This is a genomic window from Actinomadura sp. ATCC 39365, assembly GCF_054392275.1.
This window is the reverse complement of sequence record NZ_CP184335.1, coordinates 2,298,459-2,324,620: the sequence shown is the minus strand read 5'-3', so window position 1 is coordinate 2,324,620 and position 26,162 is coordinate 2,298,459. Positions and strand designations below refer to the sequence as shown.

Sequence of the window (26,162 nt, the reverse complement as noted above, 5' to 3'; positions counted from 1 at the left end):
CACAAGACTACGGCGACCCGCACCCCTGTGTCCCCACGGGGGACGGCTTAAACGCTTCACTGACCAGGGAGATTTACCGGAATTTCCGATCAAGTGGTGCGCCGGGCCTGGGTGAGTTGGCATGATTACCTCCACAAACTCCAGACGCGTACCCCTCACCTCAGCGTCCGCACATTTAGCAAGAGGATCGGCCCCGTGTCCCAGCCGCTCACCGGTCAGCGCCCCCGCACAGAACTGATCGCAGAGCTCTACGACCGCCATGCCGCCGGGCTGTTCGCGTACTGCGCCGACCAGCTCGGCGATCCGGGCGCCGCGTCCGACGTCCTGGCGTCCGTGCTCGCCGGCGTCCCCGACGTCGCCCCGCCCCGTGCCGCCCTGTACGCCTACGCCCGCCGCCAGATCCACCGGCGGGACGTCGTCTACGCCCCGCCCGTCGTGGACCCGCTCATCGACCCGGCCTCGGCGCTGGTCGAGCGCGTGCTGCGCGAGCTTCGCCCGCAGCAGCGCGAGGTGCTGGTGCTGTGCGCGGTGTGCGGGCTGAGCCGGGCCGAGCTGGCCTGGGTGCTCGACGTCGCCCCCGACACCGCCGACGAGCTCGCCTTCGGGGCGGGCCACCGGTTCCGCGAGGTCCTGGACATGGCCCTGACCGCGCTGGCCGGCGGACGGATGCCGAAGCCGGTCGCCGACGTCTACGGCGCGCTCGCGGTCGCGCCGCTGCGCGACGTCCTGGGACGTCTGCCCTGGCCGGAGCCGCCCGCGATCCTGCGGGTGCACTTCGCGGGATCGGTGCCGGCCGAGCCGGGGCCGCTGTTCGTCAAGCCGCTCTGGCCCGCGCCGCCGCAGTGGCCGCTGCCGCTCGCCGAGGCCGACCCGGCCACCAGCACCGGGATCTTCCCGGCGGACCTGCTCGCGCCGCCGCCCGCCGGACGGCCGTCCGTGCACGAGGCGACGACCGCGCCGATGCCCAAGCTGCGCGACCCGCTCGGGGCGCTGGACTCGATGTGGCCGCTGCGGGACCCGGCCGCGCGGGCGGCGGCCGTACGGCCGTTCCTGACCAAGCCCCCGCAGCCCGCGCAGCCCCTGCCTGAGGTCGCGGCCCCGTCCGCCGGGCCGTTCAGCACGGGGGACTTCACCGCGCCACCCGCCGCTCCGGCCGAGGGCCGGGTGGCGGGCGCCGTCGTCCCCCCGCCCGGGGAGCGGCCCTTCTTCCTGGCCGCGCCCATACCCGCGGACGTGCTGGACGACGAGCCCATCACCCAGGAGATGCCCGCGATCAGGGACGTTCCGGCGGGTCAGGACCCGGCCCCCGCTCCCCGGCGTCCCCTGGCGGCGGAGCAGCCGGGCAAGGAGGCGGCGCCGCTGTTCACCCCGAGGTCCAGGGCCGCCGCCGAACCGGTCTACCGCATGCCCGCCCCCGAGTCACCCCACGCCCCGGCCCCATCCGCCCCGGCGCCGTCCCACCCGGCCCTGTCCGACCCGGCTCTGGCCGACCCGGCCCTGTCCGAGGATGCGGCGCCGTCCGGGCGCAGCCGCGCGGCGGACTTCGCCTTCGAGCTCGCCCGCGAGCTCGAAGCCGACCGCGCGCGCTACCCGGACCCCGCGCGCGACCTCCAGAACCCGTCCCGCCGGAAACCCGGCGCCGAGCCGGCCCGCTCGCCGGGGAGAGGCGGCGCCAAGCCCGGCGCCCGCAAGCAGCCGGCGGGCAAGAAGAAGGCCGCGGCCAGGAAGAAGGCGCTCAAGCGGCGCAGGGAACGGCACTACGACTGGGCCTGGGAGTTGATCGGGTTCCTGATCTGCGTGGCCATCGCGATGATCGTGTTCTTCTCCGTGCCGATGTTCATGGGCCCGTGAGCGCCTACATGGTGTTGACGATCAGCCCGATGTGGGTGAAGTAGTTCAGCGCGCCGAACAGCAGGAACGCCGCCCCGGCGATCCCCCAGCACACCCCGGTGACGGTCGTCACCGGGCCGCCCCTGGCCCGCAGCGCGAACGGGAACAGCACCGCACCCACCCCGACCAGCACGTACAGGCCGGAGATGAAGGTGGCCTCCAGCAGCGGCAGGTCGGCGAAGGCCCCCGAGATCGGCTCCTGCGGCGGCGCGGCGAACAGCGTGTACGTCCACCCCGCCGCCGCGATGCCGAAGCAGGCCAGCCCCATGCCGAAGACGAACAGCGAGATCGGCCCGGCCGTGCGCGCCACCAGCTTGCGCCGGTCGGGCGCCACGGTGCTCAAGCCCCAGCGTTTCCACAAGTAGAGCGCGGCGGCCAGCAGCAGCACGCCGAACGCCAGCGAGGGCTCCCCGAAGATGATGTTGTCGAACGGGAAGCCCTGCCCGGCCAGCGGCCAGGTGAGCGTCATGTGCAGCCCGGTGACCGCCAGGACGGCCCCGACCGCGCCGAACGCCAGCGCCCAGCCGTCCACGTGCTCCAGCGGGTCACCCCTGAGCAGCCGGCGGCCGAAGGAGACCACGAGCAGCAACCCGACGCCGGCGGCGACCGCCATGATCGTGTTGTAGGTGGGCATCCTGGCCCAGTCGATCTTCAACTCCGGCTGCGCCAGGACCTCCCAGAATCCACTCATACAGGGATGATTACCCTGTGCACCTTTCTCTTAACTGACGGTCACGACGCCGACAGGATCAGGCCGCTCGTCGGAACCCCGGTCCCCGCCGTGACCAGGACGTTCCGCGCGCCGGCCACCTGGTTGGCGGCCGTCCCCCTGATCTGCCGGACCGCCTCGGCGATGCCGTTCATGCCGTGGATGTACGCCTCGCCCAGCTGGCCGCCGTGCGGGTTGACGGGCAGGCGGCCGTCCAGCTCGATGCCGCCGTCCCGCAGGTAGTCGGGGGCCTCGCCGCGTCCGCAGAAGCCCAGCTCCTCCAGCTGGGCCAGGACGAACGGGGTGAAGTGGTCGTACAGGATGGCCGTCTGGATGTCCGCCGGGGACAGCCCGGACATCTTCCACAGTTGCCGGCCGACGACCGACATCTCCGGAAGGCCGCTCATGTCGTCCCGGTAGTAGCTCGTCATCATCATCTGGCCCGCGCCCGCGCCCTGCGCCGCCGCCGTGATCACCGCGGGCGACCTGCGCAGGTCGTGGGCGCGTTCGGCGGACGTCACGACCAGGGCCACCGCGCCGTCGCTCTCCTGGCAGCAGTCGAGCAGGTGCAGCGGCTCCACGATCCACCGGGACGCCTGGTGCTCCGCCAGCGTGATCGGCCGCCCGTGGAACCAGGCGGCCGGGTTGGTCGCGGCGTGCCGGCGCATGGCCACCGCCACCCGCCCGAAGTCCTCCGACGTCGCCCCGAACTCGTGCATGTACCGCCGCGCGAACATGGCGACCCACGCGGCCGGGGTCATCAGCCCGTACGGCACGTGCCAGCTCATCTCCAGGCCCTGGGAGGTGGGCTCCCCGGTCAGCCGGGCGTTCGGCTGGCCGAAGCGGCGGCCCGAGCGCTCGTTGAAGGCCCGGTAGCAGACCACCGTCCTGGCCATGCCGGTGGCCACGGCCATCGCCGCGTGCGCGACCGTGCCGCAGGCCGCGCCGCCGCCGTACTCGACGCGGGAGAAGAAGGTGAGGTCGCCGACGCCGGTCTCCCGGGCGACGGCGATCTCCTGGTTGGCATCCTGGGTGTAGGTCACCATGCCGTCCACGTCGGACGGCGGCACCCCGGCGTCGTCCAGGGCGGCGAGCACGGCCTCGGCCGCCAGCCGCAGCTCCGACCGGCCGGAGTCCTTGCTGAACTCGGTGGCCCCGATGCCCGCGATCGCGGCCCGTCCGCCCGGCATCACGCGCTCCCGGGCAGGACGAAGGTGACGGTGCCGGTGGCGTGGTCGCCCAGGCTCACCCTGCCGCGCACCTGCGCGGTGTACCGGTCGCCGTCGCGCTCGACGATCACACCGCTGAAGCTCAGCCGGTCCCCCGCGTACGCCGGGACGCCCAGTTTGACGTTGATGCTGGTGATGACCGCCTCCGGGCCCGTCCAGTCGGTGACGTAGCGTTCCACCAGGCCCATGGTGGTGAGGATGTTGAGGAAGATGTCCTTCGAGCCCTGGGCGCGGGCCTTGGCGGTGTCGTGGTGCACGGGGGTGAAGTCCCTGGTGGCCAGGGCGGTGGCGATCACCGTCGTGGGGGTCAGGTCCACGGCCAGCTCGGGCAGGGCCGTTCCGGCGGCGGGGGTCACGGCTCCTCCGGCGTCCACATCGGCAGGACGAGCTCGTCGTCCATCGACCGGTACGTCACCCGCAGGGCCATCCCGACCTCCACCTTCTCGACCGGGCAGTCCACGACGTTGCCCACGATCCGTACTCCTTCCGGCAGTTCCACCACGCCCACCACGAACGGGACCTCGCGCCCCGGCACCGGCGGATGGTGGTGGACGACGTAGCTGTAGAGGGTGCCGCGGCCGCTCACGACGGCGTGCGACCGGTTCCCCGAGCGGCAGTTCGGGCACATCGGGCCGGGCGGATGGCGCAGCTCCCCGCAGTCCGCGCAGCTCTGGACGCGCAGCTCGCCGTGCCGCGCCCCCTCCCAGAAGAACGCGGTGTCCGCGTTGACCGCCGGCCGCAGCGGGTACGGCTCCCGCGCGCGCGGGGCGGGCGCCTTCGGGCGGAACTTCAGCACCCGGAAGAGCATCTCGGCGACCGGCTGGTCGTCGTCGCCGTACCAGGTGACGTTCCAGGTGGCGAAGTAGCCCTCGCCCAGGGCGGTGCGCTTCGGCCCGGCCAGCGACGTGAAGCGGGTGCCGGGGGTCAGCAGCTCGCCGATCCTGGCGTACCGGTGGTAGGTCTGCTCGCAGTTGGTGGCCACGACCCCGGTGAAGCCCGCGGCGTCGAGCGCGGCCAGCAGGTCGTCCACCGGCGAGCGGTCCTTGGCCGGCGACCCCGGCCCCTGCATGGTCCACACCTGGGCCATCGCGGGCGGGGCCACGCCCTCCTCCAGGTAACGCGGGTTGGCGTCGCCCATGGCCGCCAGCCAGTGGCGGATCATGGGCGCGTTCACCGGGTCGGCGGCCGGGGTGCCGCGCAGCTCCCCCATCGCCATCTGCTTGCCGGCCAGCTCGTGCAGCTCCGCGTCGGTCATCGGGCCGGTCATCCCGCCGGTCGTCGCGGCGGTCGTCGGGTCGGTCATCGCGGCGGCCTCGGCAGGCTCAGGCCGAGCATCGCGATCAGCTCGCGCTGCACCTCGTTGACCCCGCCGCCGAACGTCAGCACCACCGCGCCCTTGACGGCGTGGTCCATGCGCTCGGCCAGCTCGGCCGTCTCCGGGTCCGACGGGTCGCCGTGTCTGGACACGACGTCGCAGACCAGGCGGCCGATCTCCTGCATGCGCTCGGAGCCGTAGATCTTGGTGGCCGAGGCGTCGGGCGCGCCCAGCCAGCCGAGGTCCATGTTCGCCGCGACCTGCCAGTTGAGCAGCTCGTTCGTACGGAAGGCGGCCCACACCCGGGCGAGGGCACGGCGTACGTCCGGATTGTCGGTCAGCCCGGCGTGCCTGGCCCAGGCGAGGAAGCGGTCGTAGGTCTGGCCGAGGTTGCCGGCCGGGCCGAGGGTGACCCGTTCGTGGTTGAGCTGGTTGACGATCAGGTCCCAGCCGCGGTCCACCTCGCCCACCACCATGTCCACCGGGACGCGCACGTCGGAGTAGTAGGTGGAGTTCGTGTGGTGGCGGCCGTCCATGGTGACGATCGGCGTCCAGGAGTAGCCGGGGTCGTCGGTGGCGGCGATCATCATCGTGATGCCCTTGTGCTTCTTGGCCTCGGGGTTCGTCCGGGCGGCCAGCCAGATGTACTGGGCGTAGTGCGCGCCGCTGGTGAAGATCTTCTGGCCGTTGACGACGTAGTGGTCGCCGTCCAGCACCGCCGTGGTGCGCAGGGAGGCCAGGTCGGTGCCGGCCTCGGGCTCGCTGTAGCCGATCGCGAAGTGGCACTCACCGGCCAGGATGCGCGGCAGGAACCGGTCCTTCTGCTCCCGGGTGCCGTACTGCATCAGCGTCGGGCCCACCGTCTGCACGGTGATGATCGGGTACGGCACCCCGGCGCGGGCGATCTCGTTGGCGAAGATCTGCTGCTCCAGGGGGCCGTACCCGCCCCCGCCGTACTCCTTGGGCCAGCCCAGCCCGAGCTTGCCGTCGCGGCCGAGCCGGCGGCAGTGCTCCATGTACGCCTCGCCGAACGGGTCGTCGGCGATCTTCGCGCGGTCCTCGGCGGTCAGGCAGCCGCGGAAGTACTCGCGCAGCTCGTCGCGGAGCGCGCGCTGCTCCCGGGTCAGGTCGATCAGCATCAGACGAGGGCTCCGATCAGGTCGAGCTGGGCGTCGGCGCCGCCGAGCAGGTGGGACAGGTGCTTGGCCTGCGCGAAGTGGCGGTGCAGCGGGTAGGTGACGTCGAGCCCGAGGCCGCCGTGCAGGTGCTGGCAGGTGTAGAGCGCCTTGACGGCCTCGCAGACGTGGAACGCGGCCAGCGCCACGTCCTCGTCGGCGGGCAGGCCCTCGGCCAGCCGCCACGCCGCCGACCACATGGCCACGTCGAGGGCCCGTCCGGCGATGTAGACGTCGGCGATCTGCATGGTCACGGCCTGGAACTCGGCCAGTGCCCGGCCGAACTGCCGTCTCGTCCTGATGTAGGAGGTGGTCAGGTCGAGCGCCCCGGCCAGGACGCCGCTCGCCTGCGCGGCGACGGCCACGGTGAACAGGCGTCCGGCGTCGGCGGCGGCCTCGGGCCCGGCCACCGCCTCGGCGGGCGTGCCGTCCAGCAGGACCGTGGCGGCCGGTTCGCCGGTCGAGGTGAACTCGGGGCTCGCGGGCGGCGACGCCACCAGGAACAGCCCCTCGTCCGCGGTGACCAGGACGTCGTCCGCCGGGTACGGCACCGCGACCTTGCGCCCGGTCAGCGACCAGCCGTCGCCCTCGCGGCGGGCCGCCGTGGCGGGCGGATCGGCCGGGGCCCGGCCGGGCTCGCGCCGGGCCAGGGTGCCGCGCGTGACCCGCCCTCGCTGCTCAGGGCTGCCGTGCCGGGCCAGGGCCAGCGTGCTCACCAGGACGGGCAACGCCGGCACGGCCGCCGCCCGCGCACCCACCTCGCGCAGCACCACGGCCATCTCGACCGGGCCGAGCCCGGCGCCGCCCGCCTCCTCGGCCGCGCACACGCCCAGGAGCCCGGCCTGCCACAGCGCGTCCTCGGCCGCCGGACCGCCCTCCCCCTGCTTGGCCGCCGGGCCGCCCTCTCCTTGCTTGGCCAGCACTTCGGCGGTCAGCTTCTTCAGGTCCTGCTGGGTCTCGTCCAGGTTGAAATCCATCAGCTCTCCAAGAGGTGGTGCCTGCCGTGCTCGACGAACTCGTCCTCGATCGCCTTGACGTCCACGCCGGTCAGGGGGCGCAATCCGGCCGGGGAGCGCCACCAGACGGGGTCGCCGGTCCGCCACGCCTCCTTGGCCAGGATCCGCTTGATGACCTTGTGGGAGGGGGTCTGCGGAAGTTCACTACAAATCCGGATATAGCGGGGTAAGGACTTGGGGCCCAGGTCGGTGCGCCCGGCCAGGAACGCGGTGAACGCCTCGGCGTCGAAGGGGCCGTCCAGGACCAGCGCCGCCATCACCTGGTCGCCGGCCGCCGCGTCCGGCACCGGATAGACGGCCGCCTCCACCACGCCGCCGAACTCGCGCAGGGCGGCCTCCACGGGGGCGACGGCCAGGTTCTCGCCGTCCACGCGCAGGCGTTCGGTGCCGCGTCCGGCGAAGAAGACGTGGCCGGCGGGGTCGGCGTAGGCCAGGTCGCCGGACCAGAAAGCACCGTTCCTGACGCGTTCGGCGTCCGCGTCCGGGTCGTTGTAGTAGCCCTCGAACAGGCCGGGGCCGGCGGTGTTGACCAGCTCGCCGACGGCCTCGTCCGGGTTGAGCAGGCGGCCGCCCTCGATGCGGGCGGGCTGGCACGGGCGTCCGGTGGCGGGGTCGAGGATCTCCACGCCCGCGCCCAGCCTGCCCAGGCTGCCGGGCGGGGCGCCGGGGTCGGGGGTGAAGGAGATGGCCGTCTCGGTGGAGCCGAAGGCGTCGATCACCCGGCAGCCGAACCGCTCGCCGAACCGCCTGGTCGCCACCGCGCTGCCCTCGTTGCCGAAGGCGATCCTGAGGGGGTTGTCGGCGTCGTCCTGGCGTTCGGGGGTGGCCAGGACGTAGGAGAGCGCCTTGCCGACGTAGTGCAGGTAGGTGCAGCCGTGCCGCCGTACGTCCGGCAGCAGGCCGGAGGCCGAGAACCGCCTGCGCACGGCCAGCGCCGCCCCCGAGGCCACGGCCGGGGCGTAGGCGGCCATCAGCGCTCCGGAGTGGAACAGCGGCATCGAGCAGTAGACGACGTCCTCGGGCGTGAGCAGCGCGGCCAGGCTCAGCCCCGGCAGTGCCAGCTTGCGCTGCGTGATCCGGACGGCCCTGGGCCGGCCGGAGGTTCCCGACGTGAAGATCAGCATCACCAGGTCGCCGGGAGCGGCCTCACCGGGCCGCCCGCCGCCCTCCCCCAGGGACGACACCAGGGACAGCGGCATGCTCTCCACGCCCAGCGCCTCGGCGACCGACGTGGCCGGGCCCGCGAAGGGGGCGTCCCAGAGCAGGAGGTCCACGTCGGTGGCGCGGGCATCGCGGACCAGCTCCTCGGCCGGGCGCGTCGGGTTCAGCGCGACCAGCACGTGCCCGTCGAGCGCCGCCCCGCCGAGCAGGAGGAGCAGCTCCGGGACGTTCTCCGCCAGCACGCCCACGTGCAGACCCGCGCCGCGCCCGCTCAGCCAGGCTCCCGCCGCCCGGCAGCGGGCGACGTGCTCGCGCCACGACCACACCGCGCCCTCGAACATCAGCCCAGGTCGGTCGTCCCGCGCCCGGTCGAGGAGCAGGGTCGCCAGCGTCTGCGCGATCATCGAGCCTCCAGCAAGCGCTAGGTAAGCCGAATGGCAAACTAGAACAGATTCTAATATCTGTCCAGTACCGGCCCTCTGCATAATGTTCCGACATAGTCCTGTAACGCCGTAGACATGGGCCAATACGGCCTGTTTGTGACTCGCGAGTAACAAGCCGCGTTGCCGAGAAATCAGATAACGTGTTCTTATGCGTACCTCGCCCGGGACATTCTCCGCGCCCCCCAGCGACACCGAGGGGGCCACCGAGGGCCGCGCCACGGCGGGCGGTCGCAGCGTCCGCACCCGCAGCCAGCACCAACGCCGCAAGCGCATCGTCCAGGCCGCCGCCGCGCTGGCCTCGCGCGGCGGCGTCGAGGCGATGCAGATGCGCACGGTCGCCGAGCGCGCCGGCGTGGCGCTGGGCACGCTCTACCGCTACTTCCCGTCCAAGATGGACCTGGTCGTGGCGGTCGTGGGCGAGGAGATCGACCTGCTGGAGAGCAGCATCGAGCGCCGCCCGCCCGGGGCCTCCACGCCCGCCAGCCGGGCCGTCGACGTGCTCATGCGGGCCACGCGGGGGCTGATGCGCGAGCCGGAGCTGGCCGACGCGCTGATCCGGTCGTTGATCATGGCCGAGGTCCAGACACCGTTCGGCGACCGCATGACGGGGCTGCTGCTGCGGGTGTCCGCCGACGGGCTGACGATCGACCAGGCCGGCGAGGAGCAGCTCGACCTCGCGGGCTCGCTGGCCAGCGTGTGGGTGCAGGAACTGCTGGAGATGTTGCGGGGGCGGCGCACGTACGACCAGATCCAGCGGCGCATCGAGACCGCCGCGAACCGCCTGCTGGCCGGCATCTAACCCCTTCCGGACATCTCCGTCATGCCCTAATCGGCTTTTTGTCGGTGGCGGAAGCTATACAAGGGGCATGAGCGACAAGCCGACGAGCGAAGACTTCCTCCGGCTGGCCGATCCGATGCGGCGCGAGCTGTTCGCACACTGCTACCGCATGCTGGGGTCGGTGCACGACGCCGAGGATCTCGTACAGGAGACCTATCTGCGGGCCTGGCGGGGCTACGACGGGTTCGAGGGGCGGTCGTCGCTGCGCACGTGGCTCTATCGCATCGCCACCACCGCCTGCCTGACCGCGCTCGACAGCCGCGGCCGGCGGCCCCTGCCGACCGGCCTCGGCGCCCCGAGCACCGAGGCGGCCGCGCCGCTGGTCCAGGACGGCGAGGTGCCCTGGCTGGAGCCGGTGCCCGACACGCTGGCCGGGATCGAGGCGGCCGGCGACCCCGCCTCGATCGTGACCTCGCGCGAGAGCGTCCGGCTCGCGCTTGTCGCCGCGCTCCAGCACCTGCCGCCCCGCCAGCGCGCCGTGCTGATCCTGCGCGACGTGCTCAGATGGCGGGCGGCCGAGGTCGCCGAGGCGGTCGGCCTGTCCACGGCGGCCGTCAACAGCATCCTGCAGCGGGCCCGCGCGCAGCTCAGCGAGGTCTCGCCGAGCCTCGACGACCAGGTCGAGCCGCTCTCCGCCGAGCAGCGCCACCTGCTCGACCGCTACGTCGCCGCCTTCGAGAACTACGACGTCGACGAGCTGGTCTCGCTGTTCACCAAAGACGCGATCTGGGAGATGCCCCCCTACGTGGGCTGGTACGAAGGCCCCGACGCGATCGGCGAGCTCGTCTCCACCCAGTGCCCCGCCAGCCGGCCGCACGACCTCAAACTGCTCCCCGTGGCCGCCAACGGCCAGCCCGCGTTCGCCGTCTACTTCCGCGAGGGCGACGTCTACCGCCGCTTCGCCATCATGGTGCTGGCGTTGCGCAAAGAAGGCATCAACCACGTCGCCATGTTCTTCGACCTGCGGCTTTTCGACACTTTCGGGCTACGTGCCGAGCTCCCCGCCGGAAGCGAGGCTTCCACCGGAAAGTAGAACGCGTTACAGTCGCGGCCAGAGCAACATTCTGGAGGCGACTGTGGGCACACCTGTGATCGTCGAGGCCGTTCGCACGCCCATCGGCAAGCGGGCGGGATGGTTGTCGGAGCTCAAGCCGCAGCAGGTGCTGGCCGCGGCACTGAACGGCCTGGTCCAGCGCGCCGGCATCGATCCGGCCACGGTCGGCCAGATGTTCGCCGGCTGCGTCACGCAGGCCGGCGAGCAGGGCGGCCACGTCGGCCGCCACTCGTGGCTCTACGCCGGGCTCCCCTACCAGACGGGGGTCACCACGCTCGACGCCCAGTGCGGCTCCTCGCAGCAGGCCGTGCACCTGGCGGCGGCGATGATCAGGGCAGGCGTCATCGAGGCCGGCGTCGGATGCGGGGTCGAGATGATGAGCAGGGCGCCGCTCGGCAGCAACGTGCGCCCCGCGCGGCCGCGCCCCGACGACTGGAGCATCGACCTGCCCGACCAGTTCACCGCGGCCGAACGCATCGCCCGGCGGCGGGGGCTGACCAGGGAGCGGCTCGACTGGTTCGGCGCGCGGTCGCAGCGCCTGGCGGCCAAGGCGTGGGCCGACGGGCGGTTCGAGCGGGAGATCGTGCCCGTCGGATCCGTCCGCAGGGACCAGGGGTTACGCGAGACCACGGTCGAGAGCCTGGCCGGGCTCAAGCCGGTCGCCGAGGGCGCCCTGCACACCGCGGGCACGTCCTCGCAGATCTCCGACGGCGCGGCCGCCGTGCTGGTGACGAGCGAGCAGGAGGCCCGCCGGCAGGGGTTGCGGCCCAGGGCGCGCATCCTGGCGCAGGCGCTCGTCGGCGCCGAGCCCTACTATCATCTCGACGGTCCCGTGGAGGCGACCGCGAAGGTGCTGACGGCGGCCGGGATGACCATGGGCGACATCGACAGGTTCGAGGTGAACGAGGCGTTCGCGTCCGTGGTGCTCTCGTGGGCCGCGGTGCACGAGCCCGACCTCGACCGGGTCAACGTCAACGGCGGGGCCATCGCGCTCGGCCATCCCGTCGGGGCCACCGGCGCCCGGCTCATCACCACCGCCCTGCACGAGCTCGAACGCTCCGACACCACCACCGCGCTGGTCACGATGTGCGCGGGCGGTGCGCTGGCCACGGCGACGATCCTCGAACGCCTGGCCTGATCCGCCATTCAACGCACGTGCTCGATCGGGGGAACCGGTGGGGAAGACCAGGCGCAGGCCGTACTCGGAACAGCGGCCGCAGGAGCTCGGCGGCGGGGTCTGGAGCGTGCCGGTGCCCATCCCGGGCAACCCGCTCGGCTACACGCTCGTCTACGCCGTCGAGTCGCCGCGCGGGCCGGTGCTGGTGGACGCCGGATGGAACCATCCCGACGCCTGGGAGGCGCTCAGCGGCGGCCTGGCCGCGCTCGGGCTCGACGTCGCCGCCGTGAGCGGCGTGGTCGTCACCCACTTCCACCCCGACCACGCCGGGCTGGCCGGGCAGGTCAAGGAGGCGTCCGGGGCCTGGATCGCCATGCACGAGGAGGACGCCGCGCTGGTCCGGCTCATGCACCGGTTCGCCGCGGAGGAGCACGCGAGCTTCCAGTCCGACATGCTCAGGCGGGCCGGCGCCGACCCCGGCGAGGTGCGCGAGGCGATGGGCACCCGGCCGACGCCGCCCGCACTGCCCGACCGCGAGCTGCGCGACGGCGACCTGGTGGAGCTGCCGGGCCGCAAGCTGCGCGCCGTGCACACCCCCGGCCACACGCCGGGCCACATCTGCCTGCATCTGGAGGACGCCGACCGGCTGTTCACCGGCGACCACGTCCTTCCCGACATCACCCCGCACATCGGGATCTATCCCTACGACCGGGACGACATCGATCCCCTGGGCGACTTCCTGGACTCGCTCGACCGGGTCGGCGAGCTGGGCCCCCTCGACGCCCTGCCAGCGCACGAGTGGATATTTCCCGATGTTGCCGCGCGCGCCGCCGAGATCCGCCACCATCACGAGGAGAAGCTGATCCGGTTGCGCACCCTCATGGCCGAGCGGTCGCGACCGCTGACCATCTGGGAGGTCGCCTCGATGATGACCTGGAACCGGCCCTGGGACGACCTGGCCCCCGTGCTGCGCAGCATGGCGGCCGGCGAGGCCGCGGCCCATCTGCGCACCCTGGAGACCCGGGGCCTGATCCGCCGCGTCCCGGACGTCGATCCCGTACGCTTCCAGGCTCTAGACTCCTAGACATCCGATGTCTAGGGAGAAGAGTGTGGCGGTCACCGACGCGGCCATCGACAAGATCAAGCAGATGATCCTCTCCGGGGAGCTGACCCCGGGCGACCGTCTGCCGAAGGAGGCCGACCTCGCCGAGCGGCTCGGCCTGTCGCGCAACTCGCTGCGCGAAGCCGTGCGCGCGCTCGCCCTGATCAACGTGCTCGACGTGCGCCAGGGCGACGGCACGTACGTCACCAGCCTGGAGCCGCACCTGCTGCTCGACACCATGTCGTTCGTGCTCGACCTGCACCGCGACGACACGGTGATCCAGTTCTTCGAGGTGCGGCGCATCCTCGAGCCGGCCGCGACGGCCCTCGCCACCGAGCTGATGCGCGAGGAGGACATCGAGGAGCTGCGGCGCATCCTCGACTCGCTGCCCGCGCAGCCGACGGTCGAGGAGCTGGTCGCCAACGACCTGGAGTTCCATCAGCGCATCGCGCGCGGGTCGGGCAACAGCGTGCTCTGCTCGTTCATCGAGAGCCTGTCAGGTCCGACCACTCGGGCCCGGGTGTGGCGCGGCCTCACCCAGGAGGGCGCGATGGAGAAGACCCGCGAGCAGCACACCGCGATCTACGAGGCCATCGCCGCCCGTCAGCCGGACGTGGCGCGGTCGTGGGCCACCGTGCACGTGGCGGGCGTGGAGGCGTGGCTGCGCAAGGCCCTCGACTGATCGGCACCCGTTCCCCGGGTAGTAACCGTGTCGTGGCCGACAAACTGGAGCGATACCGCAGCAAACGCGACCCCAGCCGGACCCCCGAGCCCGTACCCGCCACCCCTCCCGAGGACGGTGGCGGCGCCGCGTTCGTCATCCAGGAGCACCACGCCCGGTCCCTGCACTGGGACCTGCGGCTGGAACGCGACGGCGTGCTGGCCTCCTGGGCGGTCCCCAAGGGCCTGCCCGCCGACCCCGGCACCAACCACCTGGCGGTGCACACCGAGGACCATCCGATGGAGTACCTCACCTTCCACGGCGAGATCCCCAAGGGCGAGTACGGCGGCGGCACCATGACCGTCTGGGACACCGGCACGTACGAGACCGAGAAGTGGTCCGAGCGCGAGGTCAAGTTCGTCCTGCACGGCCGGCGGGCCTCCGGGCGGTTCGTGCTGTTCCGGACGCGGGGCAAGAACTGGATGATCCACCGCATGGACGCCCCCGTCCGCGATCCGTTCCCCGACGTGGAGCCCATGCTGCCCACCGAGCGCGCCCGGCCGCCCAGGGACGCCGCCGCCTACGCCTTCGAGTTCGCCTGGGGCGGACGCCGGCTCCTGGTGCCCGTCGACGGCGGACGCACGACGGCCGCCCGCGAGCATCCCTGGCTGCGCCCGCTGGCCGCGTCGTTCGGCAGCCGGACGGCGGTGCTGGACGGCGAGGTGGTCACGCTGGCCGGAACCGAGATCCTGGTCGTGCACGACCTGCTGTACGACGAGGGCCGCTCCCTGGTGGACGAGCCGTTCGCCGACCGGCGAGCCGCCCTGGAGTCGCTGGGGCTGGCCGGCCCCCGCTGGCAGACCGCGCCCTCGTGGCCCGGCGAGGCGGGCGCGGTCCGGCAGGCGGCGCGCGAGCAGGGCCTGCCCGGCGTGGTGGCCAAACGCCTGGACTCCCGCTACGAGTCCGGCACGTCCACGTCCTGGCTGTTCATCCCCTCCTGAGGCCGCAAGCCCGCAGAGCACAGCGCGGAGCGGTACTTGGACGCGGAAGGCGTGCCGGATCGCCTGCTGTGATGGCCCCTCATCCAGACATGGGGGGATCCATGCAGAACATTCGCTTACGCCGGACGGTGCTGATCTTGGCGTGCGCCGTCGTGCCCTTCCTGGGCACCGGAGCCGCCTCGGCGGTCACCGCCTCCGGCCCCGACCTCACCCGGCAGTCCGCCGACACCGGGGCCAAGCCGCCGGCCAGGGACTCGACCGGCCCGCGCGGCCAGGTCCCCGGCGGCTTCGCGAGCTGGGACGCGCTCTTCACCGAGCAGACCCGGCTGAACGCCGTCGCCGACCGCGTCACGGCCGTGGCCGAGACCTCCGACGGGTACGGCGGGGTGGTCGTCGCGCCCGAGAACCACGAGGTCCGCCTGTACTGGAAGGGCCAGGTGCCCGCGCCGGTGCGGGCCGTGGTCGACGAGGGCCGGCTGACCGCCCCGGTCTCCGTGCTCCCGTCCGCCTTCTCCTACGCCGACCTCCTCGCCGAGGCCGACAGGTGGAGCGAGTCCGGGCAGGTGACGGGCGCCGCCCCCGCGGCCGACGGGAGCGGCGTGCGGCTGTCGGTCCCGGACGAGGACACCGCCCCCGACCAGCTCCAGCGGCCCGGCGGCGCCACCGCGCCGATCACGCTGGAGCGCGGCGAGCGCTTCGACCCGGCCTACAGCAGGCAGGACGACGTCCCGAGCTACTACGCGGGCGGCCGGACCTGGAACGCCAGGACCGGCTCCGGCTGCACCTCGGGGTTCGCCGTCTACGACAAGAACGGCAATCCCGGCTTCCTGACCGCCGCCCACTGCGGGGAGTTCTGGGACTCCTTCTACGACGGCGGCGGCTCGGGCAGCCCGGCGAACCGCATGGGCGACCTGCAGTGGCGGCTGCCCAAGCGGGACGCCGCGATCGTCCTGGCCGACGCCACGGCCGACGTCTTCGACGGCGGTCCCGCCGCCTCCACCAGCAACCGGGTGGTCGCGTTGTGGAAGGCGTACGTCGGCAACTTCGTGTGCAACTCGGGGGCGTCGCTGGGCGAGTACTGCCTGATCAAGGTGACCGAGACCGGGTGGAGCGGCACGTACACGAACGGGCAGTACGTCAAGCACATGGTCAGGGCCAAGAGCGTCGTCGGCGGCTGCGCCGTGGCCCACGGCGACAGCGGCGGCCCGGTCTACTCCTACACCAACTGGTTCGACGACGTCGCGGCGCAGGGCATCACGTCGGCCATCAGCAAGCCGGTCGCCTGCGGCGGGCTGGACGGCGGCCGGGTGATCGTCTTCTCCCGGGTGTGGGACGTGGCGCTGGCCTTCGGCGCGTACGTACAGGTGCACTGAACGAGGACGGCGGCCGGGCGGGGGCCCGGCCGCGGTCAGCTCAGCAGGCCCTCGCCGGCCAGCTCCAGCCACAGGTCCTCGGGGACCGGCCGGGACCACAGCGCGGCGTTGGCCAGGACCTCCTCGGGCGCGCGGGCGCCCAGCACGATCGAGGCGACCGCCGGATGGCGCAGCGGGAAGGCCATGGCCGCCTGCGGCAGGGAGACGCCGTGGCGCTCGCAGACGGCGGCGATCCGGGCGGCCCGGTCCAGCAGCGGCGCCGGCGCGGGTGCGTAGTCGAAGGTGCCCGACGGGGCCGGCGTGGCCAGGAGGCCGCTGTTGAAGACCCCGGCGGCCAGCACCCGGACGCCGCGTTCGGCGCATTCGTCCAGCAGCGGCAGCCCCGACTGGTCGAGCAGCGTGTAGCGGCCGGCGAGCATGACGACGTCGACGCCGGTCTCCCGGACGAAGCGCAGCGGCGCCTGCCACTGGTTCATCCCGACGCCGATCGCCTTGACCACGCCCTGCTCCCGCAGCTCGGCCAGCGCCGGGTACGCCTCGGCCAGCGCCTGCTCCAGGTGGTCGTCGGGGTCGTGGATGAGCGCGATGTCGATCTCCGGCAGGCCGAGCCGGGCCAGGGAGTCCTCCAGGGAGTCGCGCACGCCGTCGGCCGAGAAGTCCCATTCGCGGCCCAGCCCGACCGGGACGTCGAACATCTCGTCGTCGTCGCGCACCCGCGAGGGCACCACCAGCCGGCCCACCTTCGTGGACAGGACGTAGCCCGACCGCTCCGCGAGCGCGGCGCCCAGGCGCCGCTCGGACAGCCCCAGCCCGTAGTGGGGCGCGGTGTCGAAGAGGCGCACGCCGCGGTCCCAGGCCGCGTCGACCGTGGCCCGCGCCTGCTCGCCGGAGACCGCCTGGTACAGGTTGCCGAGCGGGGCGCCGCCGAGGCCGACGCGGGGCAGGTCGATCACGTCAGCTCCCACACCTGTCGCAGGCCGCCCGCCGACTTGTCGAAGTCGCCGTCGAGCAGGCGGTTCATCTGGCTCTGCCAGGCCCGGTCGGCGGGGTCGTCCTTGAGCGCGGCCTGCAGCGCGGCGTAGTCCTCGACCTCCACGAAGTGGAACAGGTCCAGGCCGTCGCGCCAGATGCGCCACGAGATCACGCCGTTGGCGCGCATGACGGACTCCAGAGCGGCCGGGATCTCGGCGTGCTCCCGGTCGTAGGTCTCCTCGCACCCGGGCCGGAGCCTGGTGCGCAGGGCGAGGCGTTCCATCAGTCCTGCGCCTTTCCGCCGGCGATCCTGCTGATGATCAGTGCGATGAGAATGATGCCACCGTAGATGACCGGTTGCCAGAAACCGGAGACCCCGATGAGGGTGAGGATGTTCTGGACCAGGCCGATCACCAGCACGCCGGTCAGCGCGCCGAGGACGGTGCCCTTGCCGCCGTCCATGCTGACGCCGCCGATGACGGCCGCGGCGAAGACCATGAAGATCCAGCCGTCGCCCATCTCGTTGCCGATCGCGCCGAGGCGCCCGGTCTCCAGGATGCCGGCCGTGGCGGCCAGGATCCCGCCGAGGACGAACACGCCGAACAGCACGCGGTCCACCCGGACGCCGGCGGCGCGGGCGGCGTCGGCGTTGCCGCCGATGGCGTACAGGGAGCGGCCGAGCCTGAGGTAGGTCAGGCCGAAGACGCCGGCGGCGAACAGCAGCGCGGCGATCCAGATGGCGGCGGGCAGGCCGAGCCAGGTGGCGCTGCCGAGGTAGAGCATCGAGTCGGGGAGCTGGAACAGCGTCTTGCCCTGGGTGAGCCCCTGCTGGAGGCCGTCCACGATGATCAGCATGGCCAGCGTGACGATGAACGCCGAGAGCTGGAACCTGATGATCAGGAACCCGTTGAACGCGCCGATGGCCGCGCCCACGAGCAGGGCCAGCGGGATCACCAGCCAGCCCGGCAGTCCGAGGCCGAACCCGCCCGCCGAGGCCGGGACGACCAGCATCACGGCGATGCCGGGCGCGGTGCCGACCGTCGACTCCAGCGACAGGTCGAACTTCCCGGCGATCAGGATCATCGCCTCGGCCAGCACGAGCAGCGAGATCGCCGCCTGCTGCTGCAGGACGTTCGTCAGGTTGCCCGCCGTCAGGAAGGTCGGGTCGAGGAACGCGCCCACGACGAGCAGGAGCAGGATCACCGGCACCAGGGTCAGGTCGCGGAACCTGGCCAGCCTCAGCCGGGGGGCCGGAGCAGTCAAAGTGGTCACTCTTGTATGCCTTCCATCACGGCCACGAGCTCGTGGTCGGTCCAGCCACGCGGCACGTCCTTGACGACCCTGCCGTGGAACATCACCAGCACCCGGTCGCAGATGCGCAGGTCGTCGAGCTCGTCGGAGACCACGACGGCCCCCGCGCCCCGGCCGACCGCGTCCTCGACCGCGCCGAGCAGGGCCTGCTTGGCCTTGACGTCGACGCCCGCGGTCGGGTTGATCACGACCAGCGCCCTCGGGTCGTCCACGAGCGCCCGCGCGAACACGACCTTCTGCGCGTTACCGCCGGACAGGTCGCCGACGGGCTGGTCGGGCCCCTCGGTCTTGATGTCCAGGCTCTCGATCATCTGGACGGCCCTGGCCCGGCGCCGCGCGGGCGAGACCATGCCGTAGGCGCCCAGCTTGTGGGCGATCGGCAGGGTCGCGTTCTCCCCTACCGACAACATCGGCACGAAACCCTCGTGGTGCCGGTCCTCGGGCACGAACCCGAGCCCGGCGCGCATGGCGGCGGGCACGTCGCCCGGCCTGACCCGGGTGCCGTCGATCGTGACCACGCCCGTGTCCGGCTTGCGCAGCCCGACCAGGGTCTCGGCCAGGCCGACCTTGCCGCTGCTCGCCGAGCCCGCCAGGCCCACGACCTCGCCGGACCTGACCGAGATGTCCACGTCCTGGTAGCGGCCGGTCAGCGACAGGCCCGCGCCCGACAACACGACCGCCTCGCCCGGCACGCGCTGCCGGGCCTCGTACGCGGCCGTGGCCTCGCCGGTCATCGCGTTCACCAGCTCGTCCTGGGGGAACCCGGCGACCGGCCGGGTCACGATGTGCCGGGCGTCGCGGAAGACCGTGACGCTCTGGCAGATCTCGTACACCTCGTCCAGGTGGTGGGAGATGTACATCATCGTGACGCCCTGCTCGCGCAGCGAGCGCATGCGGGTGAACAGCCGCTCGATGGCCGGGCCGTCGAGCCTGGCGGTGGGCTCGTCGAGGATGATGAACCGGGCCCCGAACGACAGCGCCCGCGCGATCTCCACGAGCTGCCGCTGCTCGACGCCCAGCTCGCCGGCCAGCGCCTGCGGGTCGACGTCGACCTCGTAGGTGTCCAGCAGCTCGCGCGCCTTGGCCCGCAGCGCCCGCCAGTTGATCACCCGGCCGCGGGCGGTCTGGCGGTTGACGAACAGGTTCTCCGCGACCGTCAGCGCCGGGATGATCGTGGACTTCTGGTACACGCAGGCGACGCGCTGCCGCCAGGCGTCGCGGTCGGCCAGGGCGGGCGCCGCCTCTCCCGAGAACAGCACCTCGCCCTCGTCCGGCCGCTGGAGCCCGGTGAGGATCGACACGAGGGTGGACTTCCCCGCGCCGTTCCGGCCGACGAGAGCGTGGGTCTGGCCCTCGGCGATGGCGATCTCCGCGCCGTTCAGCGCGGTGGTCGGGCCGAAACGCTTGACGACATTTCGGGCTTTAACGTGATATTTCATCACTTGACCTGATTACCCCAGAGGTTCTGGTCGTCCACGTTGTCCTTCGTCACCAGCGGCGCCGGGAGCTGGTCCTCGAAGCCGTTGGGCAGCTGGATGATGTTGCTGCCGTGGTCGGTCGGGCCCGGCTGGAACGTCTTGCCGTCGACCGCCGCCTTGGCGTAGAAGATCGCGTACCGGGCGTAGAGGTCGGCCGGCTGCGACACCGTGGCGTCGATGTTGCCCTTGCGGATCTCCTCGAACTCCTGCGGGATGCCGTCGTTGGAGACCACGAAGACGTGCTTGGGGTCGGTCGGCGGGACCAGCAGGTTCTTCTGCTTGAGCACCTGCAGCGTCGGGGCCAGGTGCACACCGCCGGCGTGCATGTATATGCCCTTGATGTCCGGGTTCTGCTCCAGGCGGGTCTGGAGCATGGACGCCGCCTTGCTGCCCTCCCACTCGGTCGGCTCGCTGAACACCGTGATGCCGGGGAACTTGCTCTTCATGCACTCGTTGAACGCCTCGGACCTGTCGCGGCCGTTGATCGAGCTGAGCGCGCCCTCGAGCTGCACGACCTTGCCCTTGCCGCCGAGCTTCTCGCCGAGGAACTCGCACGCCTTGGTGCCGTACGCGCGGTTGTCGGCGCGTACGACCATGTAGACCTTGCCCTTGTCGGGCCGGGTGTCCACGGTCACCACGGGGATCTTCTTGTTCTCCAGCTGCTGGAGCGTGTTGGCGATGGCGCCGGTGTCCTGGGGGGCCATGACGATCGCCTTGGCGCCCTGGCCGACCAGCGCCTGCACGTTGTTGACCAGCTTGGAGACGTCGTTCTGGGAGTTCGTGGCGGGCATCAGGTCGGCCTTGAGCTCGGTCGCCATCTGCGGGACGTACTTCATGTAGGAGTTCCAGAAGTCGGAGTCGGCGCGCGGGTGGTCGATGCCCACCTTGCCGCCGCCTCCCCCTTCCGCCGTGGAGCCGCTGGTGCCGTTCGTGCCGCTGGAGCCACAGGCGGCGACGACCGCCAGCAGGGCCGCGCCCGCGACAACCGGACCGATCTTCATGGGGGGTTACCTTCCTTGGTTGGTTGGCCGGAGCCGCAGCCCCTGCATGCCGCCGTCGACCGCGAGCGCGGTGCCGGTGGTCGCGGCGGCCTCGGGACCTGCCAGATAGGCGATCGCGGCGGCGACCTCCTCGGCGCTGACCAGACGGCCCATGGGCTGCCTGGCGTTCAGCGCCGCTCGTTCGGCCTGCGGATCGTCGGCCGAGTCGAGCAGCCGCCCCACCCACGGGGTGTCGGCGGTGCCCGGGTTGACGCAGTTGACGCGGATGCCCTCACGGACGTGGTCGGCGGCCATGGCGAGGGTCAGCGACAACACCGCGCCCTTGGTCGCGCTGTAGAGCGCCCGGTCCGGCAGCCCCGCGGTGGCCGCGATCGAGCAGGTGTTGACGATGGCCGGGTGCTCCGACCTGCGCAGGTACGGCAGCGCCGCCCGGCTCACCCGGACGATGCCGAACACGTTGACCTCGAAGACCTTCCGCCACTCCTCGTCCGGGTTGTCCTCGACCGTGCCCTGGGCGCCGATGCCCGCGTTGTTGATCACGATGTCGATGCCGCCGAGCCGTTCCGCGGCCTCGGCCACCGCCACCCGCACGGACGCGTCGTCGGCCACGTCCGCCCTGATCCCCACGAAGGGGTCGCCGGGCGGGGCGAGGTCGAGGCAGGCGACCTTCATGCCGCGCGCCGCGAGCAGGGTGGCGGTGGCCAGGCCGATGCCTGAACCGCCGCCGGTCACGATGGCCTTGAGCGTCATGACGTGGCCCTCCATACCTGGCCGTCGGGGAAGGAGTGGGCGGCGATCGACGCCGCATGCATCTCGGCGCTGAAGCCGGGGGCCATGGGGGCGGTGTAGCGGCCGTTGTCGATGACGACCGGATCCACGAAGTGCTCGTGGAGGTGGTCGACGTACTCGATCACGCGGCCGTCCATCGTGCCGGTGATCGCCACGTAGTCGAACATCGACAGGTGCTGCACCAGCTCGCACAGCCCGACGCCGCCCGCGTGCGGGCAGACCGGCACGCCGAACTTGGCCGCGAGCAGCAGGATCGCCAGGTTCTCGTTGACCCCGCCGACCCGGGCCGCGTCGATCTGCAGGTAGGAGATCGCGCCGGCCTGGAGAAGCTGCTTGAAGACGATGCGGTTCTGGACGTGCTCGCCGGTGGCGACCGGGACCGGACTGATGCCCTCGGCGATGGCGGCGTGGCCGAGCACGTCGTCGGGGCTGGTCGGCTCCTCCACCCAGTGCGGCCGGTACGGGGTCAGCGCGCCGACCCACTCGATGGCCGAGGCGACGTCCCAGCGCTGGTTGGCGTCGATCGCGATCGGGTAGTCGGGGCCGCAGACCTCGCGGGCCACGCGGAAGCGGCGCAGGTCGTCGTCGAGGTCGGCGCCGACCTTGAGCTTGATCTGGCTGAAGCCCTGGTCGAGGGCCTCCTTGCAGAGGCGTCGCAGTTTGTCGTCGTCGTAGCCGAGCCAGCCGGGGGAGGTGGTGTAGGCGGGGTAGCCGGTCTCGATGAGCCGCTGGATCCGCTCTTCCTTCCCCTCTTCCGCATTTTTCAGGATCTGGAGGGCTTCGTCCTGGGTGAGCGCGTCGCTCAGGTAGCGGAAGTCGATCAGCCCGACGATCTCCTCGGGCGACATCTCCGCCAGCAGCCGCCACACCGGCTTGCCCGCCCGCCTGGCCTTCAGGTCCCACAGGGCGTTGACCACGGCGGAGATCGCCATGTGCATGACGCCCTTCTCCGGCCCCAGCCACCGCAGCTGCGAGTCGTTGACCAGCTCCTTGTACAGCGCGCCGAGGTCTTCGACGTCCCGGCCGAGCACGTACGGCTCAAGCGCCCGGATCGCTCCGGTCTGCACGTCGTTGCCGCGTCCGATGGTGAACGCGAACCCGTGACCCTCGACCCCGTCGTCGGTCTTCAGCACCACGTAGGCGGCGGAGTAGTCGGGGTCCGGATTCATCGCGTCCGACCCGTCCAGCTCCCGCGACGTGGGGAAACGCACGTCGTGCGTCTCCAGCGCGACGATCCTGTACGCCATCAGGCCTGCCCCACCGTCTGCCGCTGGCGGCCGAGCCCGTCGATCTCCAGCTCCATCACGTCGCCCGCACGCAGGTACGGCTGGCCGGGCATGCCCATCGCGACCCCGGCCGGGGTGCCGGTGTTGATCACGTCACCGGGTTCGAGCACCATGAACCGGCTCAGGTACCGCACGATCTCGGCCACGTCGAAGATCATGTCCTTGGTGCCGCCGTCCTGGCGCGGCTCGCCGTTCACCCAGAGGCGCAGCCCCAGGCGCTGCGGGTCGCCGACCTCGTCCGCCGTCACCAGCCAGGGACCCAGCGGGTTGAACGTCTCGCACGACTTGCCCTTGTCCCACTGGCCGCCGCGTTCGAGCTGGAACTCGCGCTCGGAGACGTCGTTGGAGATCGCGTACCCGGCGATCACGTCGAGGGCCTCGTCCCGGCTGTCGAGGTAGCGGGCCCGCCGGCCGATCACGACCGCCAGCTCCACCTCCCAGTCGGTCTTCACGCTGCCACGCGGCACCAGCACCTCGTCGTACGGGCCGATCACGGTGTTGGCGGCCTTCATGAACACCACGGGCTCGGCGGGCGGCTCCGCGCCGGACTCGGCGGCATGGTCGCGGTAGTTCAGCCCGATGCAGACCACCTTGCCCGGCCGGGCGATCGGCGCGCCCACCCGCAGCCCGGCGGCATCGACGACGGGCAGGTCGCCGCGCTCCAGCGCGTCACGCACGCGCGCCACTCCCCCGGAGGCGAGGAAAGCCCCGTCGATCTCGGGCTCCCCGATGTCGCGCAGGGTGCCGGAGGCGTCCATCACCACCGGCCGCTCCTGTCCGACAGGTCCCACTCGCAGCAGCTTCACACCGCACCCTTCACTTATTCATCGGATGTCTGTGTCTCAGATGCTGCTGCGACATGGCGGCACGTGTCAAGGGCGTGCAGCCGGATACATCCGATCCGTAACCCAGAACGACACCTCGAACCCCAACCAACCACCTGCATCAGCCCCCAGAGCTCCGAAGATTCCCCTCTTTTGTCGCTTACACCACCTTGAGAAACATCGGAGGTACCTCTCACTCCCCTCCCGACTCCGTGCCCCTGACCTCCCTACGCTCAGACGCCGGATCGAGGGGAACTCCAGCGCGCGGTCACGCCGGCCGGAACGCCCACCAACGTCCGACCGGGTTTCGCGCCAGGAAACGCCGGTCAGCGTGCAGCACACATGACCCCTTGTATCGGGAACTCCCGCGCGCACACCGCCACCGACAGCCCGCACGTTCCCCACCCCGAAGGCACCACCTCGCCCTCCACCAGGAGAACGACGACGGGCAAGAACCCGAAGGAATCCAGAAAAGGCCGCTAAGGGGATGGCACAGGGTTCCGCGCCAGATCCCAAAGGCGCCCCCCGAACCATGGAACCTCAAGGTCTCGGGGGTCTCGGGGGTCTCGGGGGTCTCGGGACTTCGGGACGGGGATGCAGGCCCATACGGGCAACAGGCCGCCGTACCGGCGGTACAGATCCCATACGGGTGAGGGGCCATACCCAGGGTGCAGGCCCTACGCGGGTGAGGGGCCGTACGAGCGACGGGCCGTACCAGGAGTGCAGACCCATGCGGGCATGCGAGCGCTGCCTGCCAGATGCGCCTTGTAGTTGCGGCGTGTTGTGCGCGCCGGGCGATCTCGGCCCCAGGTCCAGACTCGGCCTCGTGCTCCGGCTCGGACCCGCGCTCCGGCATGAGCCGACGCCCGAGCACGGTCTCGGGCTCGGGAGCGGGCTCGGGCTCGGGAGCGGGCTCGGACTCGGGAGCGGGCTCGGGAGCGGGGGCAGGGACGGGCTGGGGGCGGGCTGTGCGGCGGGAGCGGGAGCAGGGGCAGGGGCAGGGTGGGGCAGTGCTGTGGTGCTTGGTTTGGGGGGACGGGTGGGGAGGTGTCGAGGGTGAGGGGGTTGTCTGCGGCGGGGGTTATGGCGGGGGTGTCTGGATGGTGGGGATGGTGGCGGGGTGGGGCTACTTGACGGGCGTACAGTGGCGTAATAGAACACGTTTCAGTACGAATAAACCAAGCGCTTGATCAAGAGGTGACCGCGCGTGCATATCGACCTCGTCGACAGGGACCGTTACGCGACTTCCGGCCCACCCCACGAACAGCTCGCCTGGCTCCGGGCCAACTCCCCCGTCCACTGGCACGACGGCGAGCCCGGGTTCTGGGCGGTCACCCGCTACGAGGACGTCGTGCACGTCTCCCGCCACTCCGACCTGTTCTCCTCGGCCAAGAAGCTCGCCCTCTTCGACGAGATGCCCGAGGACCAGATCGCCCTCCAGCGGCTGATGATGCTCAACCAGGACCCGCCCGAGCACACCAGGCGGCGTTCCCTGGTCAACCGCGGCTTCACGCCCCGGACGATCGGCGCCCTCGAACAGCACATCCGCGATATCTGCGACGACCTGCTCGACAAGTGCTCCGGCGAGGTGGACTTCGTCACCGAGATCTCCGCCCCCCTCCCCCTGTACGTGATCTGCGAGCTGCTCGGCGCTCCCGCGACCGACCGCGACAAGTTGTTCTCCTGGTCGAACCGCATGATCGGCGCCCAGGACCCCGACTACGCGGCGACCCCCGAGGAGGGCTCCGGCGCCGCCATGGAGGTGTACGCCTACGCCAACGAGCTCGCGGCGCAGCGCAGAGCCGCCCCCAAGGACGACATCATCACCAAGCTCCTCCAGCCCGACGACAAGGGCGAAACCCTCGGCGAGGACGAGTTCGACCTGTTCGTCCTGCTGCTGATCGTCGCGGGCAACGAGACCACCCGCAACGCGGCCTCCGGCGGCATGCTCGCCCTCTTCGACCACCCCGACCAGTGGGACCGCCTGGTGGCCGACCCCACGCTGGCCAGGACGGCGGCCGACGAGATCGTCCGGTGGGTCTCGCCGGTCAACCTGTTCCGGCGCACGTCGATGGCGGACCAGGTGCTGGGCGGGCAGCCCATCAAGGACGGCGACAAGGTCGTGGTCTTCTACTCCTCGGCCAACCGGGACGCCTCCGTCTTCCCGGACCCGGAGGTCTTCGACATCGGACGCACCCCCAACACGCACATCGGGTTCGGCGGCGGCGGCGCGCACTTCTGCCTCGGCAACCACCTCGCCAAGCTGGAACTGCGTGTCCTGTTCGAGCAGCTGGCCAGGCGCCGGCCGCGCATCCGCCAGGCCGGCCCGGCCCGCCGCCTGCGCTCGAACTTCATCAACGGCATCAAGGAGCTCCCGGTCACGATCGCCTGACCCCGCCGAAGCCCTCCTAGGCACC

General features: G+C 71.8%; 24 protein-coding genes. 9 read left to right on the top strand and 15 right to left on the bottom strand.

The genetic code is table 11. The features are described from left to right. Positions 1 to 195: 195 nt before the first annotated feature. Positions 196 to 1,851, top strand: coding sequence for an RNA polymerase sigma factor (locus tag ACNF49_RS11755; protein ID WP_482943678.1), 1,656 nt, complete (start codon positions 196 to 198; stop codon positions 1,849 to 1,851). 4 nt (positions 1,852 to 1,855) lie between these two features. On the opposite strand, the gene ACNF49_RS11750 is transcribed toward ACNF49_RS11755, so the two are convergent. Genes ACNF49_RS11750 through ACNF49_RS11720 form a run of 7 tightly spaced genes read right to left on the bottom strand, consistent with a single transcriptional unit; the run spans position 1,856 to position 8,899 of the window. Next, complete coding sequence (locus tag ACNF49_RS11750) at positions 1,856 to 2,581, bottom strand: DUF981 family protein (protein ID WP_482943677.1); 726 nt, start codon at positions 2,579 to 2,581, stop codon at positions 1,856 to 1,858. Between the two features lie 41 nt (positions 2,582 to 2,622). Continuing rightward, positions 2,623 to 3,789 carry a lipid-transfer protein gene (locus ACNF49_RS11745; protein WP_357973396.1) on the bottom strand — a complete coding sequence of 389 codons (1,167 nt, stop codon included), beginning with the start codon at positions 3,787 to 3,789 and terminating at the stop codon, positions 2,623 to 2,625. Next, on the bottom strand, positions 3,789 to 4,184 hold the full coding sequence (locus ACNF49_RS11740) for a MaoC/PaaZ C-terminal domain-containing protein (protein ID WP_358002996.1): 396 nt from the start codon (positions 4,182 to 4,184) through the stop codon (positions 3,789 to 3,791). The genes ACNF49_RS11745 and ACNF49_RS11740 overlap by 1 nt, the downstream gene beginning before the upstream one ends. Continuing rightward, a complete protein-coding gene (locus ACNF49_RS11735) occupies positions 4,181 to 5,131 on the bottom strand; it encodes a bifunctional MaoC family dehydratase N-terminal/OB-fold nucleic acid binding domain-containing protein (protein ID WP_482943676.1) in 951 nt (316 codons plus the stop codon). Before ACNF49_RS11735 ends, ACNF49_RS11740 begins: the two co-directional genes overlap by 4 nt. Then, complete coding sequence (locus ACNF49_RS11730; protein ID WP_357973405.1) at positions 5,128 to 6,282, bottom strand: acyl-CoA dehydrogenase family protein; 1,155 nt, start codon at positions 6,280 to 6,282, stop codon at positions 5,128 to 5,130. Before ACNF49_RS11730 ends, ACNF49_RS11735 begins: the two co-directional genes overlap by 4 nt. Continuing rightward, positions 6,282 to 7,295, bottom strand: a complete 1,014-nt coding sequence (locus tag ACNF49_RS11725; RefSeq protein ID WP_357973408.1) for an acyl-CoA dehydrogenase family protein — start codon at positions 7,293 to 7,295, stop codon at positions 6,282 to 6,284. Before ACNF49_RS11725 ends, ACNF49_RS11730 begins: the two co-directional genes overlap by 1 nt. Continuing rightward, entirely contained in the window at positions 7,295 to 8,899 is a 1,605-nt protein-coding gene (locus tag ACNF49_RS11720; protein ID WP_482943675.1) for an AMP-binding protein, read from the bottom strand. Before ACNF49_RS11720 ends, ACNF49_RS11725 begins: the two co-directional genes overlap by 1 nt. A 187-nt stretch (positions 8,900 to 9,086) precedes the next feature. Between ACNF49_RS11720 and ACNF49_RS11715 the strand changes: the two genes are divergently transcribed. The 7 genes from ACNF49_RS11715 (at position 9,087) to ACNF49_RS11685 (ending at position 16,084) form a co-directional block, all read left to right on the top strand. After that, entirely contained in the window at positions 9,087 to 9,737 is a 651-nt protein-coding gene (locus ACNF49_RS11715; RefSeq protein ID WP_357973414.1) for a TetR family transcriptional regulator, read from the top strand. Positions 9,738 to 9,804: 67 nt separating this feature from the next. Next, complete coding sequence (locus tag ACNF49_RS11710) at positions 9,805 to 10,809, top strand: sigma-70 family RNA polymerase sigma factor (protein ID WP_482943674.1); 1,005 nt, start codon at positions 9,805 to 9,807, stop codon at positions 10,807 to 10,809. Between the two features lie 43 nt (positions 10,810 to 10,852). Next, positions 10,853 to 11,968 carry a steroid 3-ketoacyl-CoA thiolase gene (locus ACNF49_RS11705; protein ID WP_482943673.1) on the top strand — a complete coding sequence of 372 codons (1,116 nt, stop codon included), beginning with the start codon at positions 10,853 to 10,855 and terminating at the stop codon, positions 11,966 to 11,968. Positions 11,969 to 12,005: 37 nt separating this feature from the next. Then, a complete protein-coding gene (locus ACNF49_RS11700) occupies positions 12,006 to 13,031 on the top strand; it encodes an MBL fold metallo-hydrolase (protein WP_357973423.1) in 1,026 nt (341 codons plus the stop codon). 25 nt (positions 13,032 to 13,056) lie between these two features. Continuing rightward, entirely contained in the window at positions 13,057 to 13,731 is a 675-nt protein-coding gene (locus ACNF49_RS11695) for a FadR/GntR family transcriptional regulator (protein WP_482943672.1), read from the top strand. 32 nt (positions 13,732 to 13,763) lie between these two features. Then, a complete protein-coding gene (locus tag ACNF49_RS11690) occupies positions 13,764 to 14,711 on the top strand; it encodes a DNA polymerase ligase N-terminal domain-containing protein (RefSeq protein WP_482943671.1) in 948 nt (315 codons plus the stop codon). Between the two features lie 101 nt (positions 14,712 to 14,812). Beyond that, positions 14,813 to 16,084: a S1 family peptidase gene (locus tag ACNF49_RS11685; RefSeq protein WP_357973429.1), complete on the top strand. Its 1,272-nt coding sequence runs from the start codon at positions 14,813 to 14,815 to the stop codon at positions 16,082 to 16,084. 35 nt (positions 16,085 to 16,119) lie between these two features. Here the strand turns inward: ACNF49_RS11685 and ACNF49_RS11680 are convergent, their stop codons facing one another. The 8 genes from ACNF49_RS11680 to ACNF49_RS11645 are packed head-to-tail and all read right to left on the bottom strand — an operon-like array spanning position 16,120 to position 23,727. Continuing rightward, complete coding sequence (locus ACNF49_RS11680) at positions 16,120 to 17,037, bottom strand: aldo/keto reductase (protein ID WP_357973432.1); 918 nt, start codon at positions 17,035 to 17,037, stop codon at positions 16,120 to 16,122. Then, positions 17,034 to 17,339, bottom strand: coding sequence for an L-rhamnose mutarotase (locus ACNF49_RS11675; RefSeq protein WP_357973435.1), 306 nt, complete (start codon positions 17,337 to 17,339; stop codon positions 17,034 to 17,036). Before ACNF49_RS11675 ends, ACNF49_RS11680 begins: the two co-directional genes overlap by 4 nt. After that, positions 17,339 to 18,328, bottom strand: coding sequence for an ABC transporter permease (locus ACNF49_RS11670; protein WP_357973438.1), 990 nt, complete (start codon positions 18,326 to 18,328; stop codon positions 17,339 to 17,341). The genes ACNF49_RS11675 and ACNF49_RS11670 overlap by 1 nt, the downstream gene beginning before the upstream one ends. After that, complete coding sequence (locus tag ACNF49_RS11665; protein ID WP_482943670.1) at positions 18,325 to 19,806, bottom strand: sugar ABC transporter ATP-binding protein; 1,482 nt, start codon at positions 19,804 to 19,806, stop codon at positions 18,325 to 18,327. The genes ACNF49_RS11670 and ACNF49_RS11665 overlap by 4 nt, the downstream gene beginning before the upstream one ends. Next, entirely contained in the window at positions 19,806 to 20,846 is a 1,041-nt protein-coding gene (locus tag ACNF49_RS11660; protein ID WP_357973443.1) for a sugar ABC transporter substrate-binding protein, read from the bottom strand. The genes ACNF49_RS11665 and ACNF49_RS11660 overlap by 1 nt, the downstream gene beginning before the upstream one ends. 6 nt (positions 20,847 to 20,852) lie before the next feature. Next, positions 20,853 to 21,596: an SDR family NAD(P)-dependent oxidoreductase gene (locus ACNF49_RS11655; RefSeq protein ID WP_482943669.1), complete on the bottom strand. Its 744-nt coding sequence runs from the start codon at positions 21,594 to 21,596 to the stop codon at positions 20,853 to 20,855. Beyond that, a complete protein-coding gene (locus ACNF49_RS11650) occupies positions 21,593 to 22,882 on the bottom strand; it encodes an L-fuconate dehydratase (protein WP_482943668.1) in 1,290 nt (429 codons plus the stop codon). Before ACNF49_RS11650 ends, ACNF49_RS11655 begins: the two co-directional genes overlap by 4 nt. Next, entirely contained in the window at positions 22,882 to 23,727 is an 846-nt protein-coding gene (locus ACNF49_RS11645; RefSeq protein ID WP_482943667.1) for a fumarylacetoacetate hydrolase family protein, read from the bottom strand. Before ACNF49_RS11645 ends, ACNF49_RS11650 begins: the two co-directional genes overlap by 1 nt. A gap of 1,225 nt (positions 23,728 to 24,952) precedes the next feature. Between ACNF49_RS11645 and ACNF49_RS11640 the strand changes: the two genes are divergently transcribed. Further along, a complete protein-coding gene (locus ACNF49_RS11640) occupies positions 24,953 to 26,137 on the top strand; it encodes a cytochrome P450 (protein ID WP_482943666.1) in 1,185 nt (394 codons plus the stop codon). Positions 26,138 to 26,162: the final 25 nt, after the last annotated feature.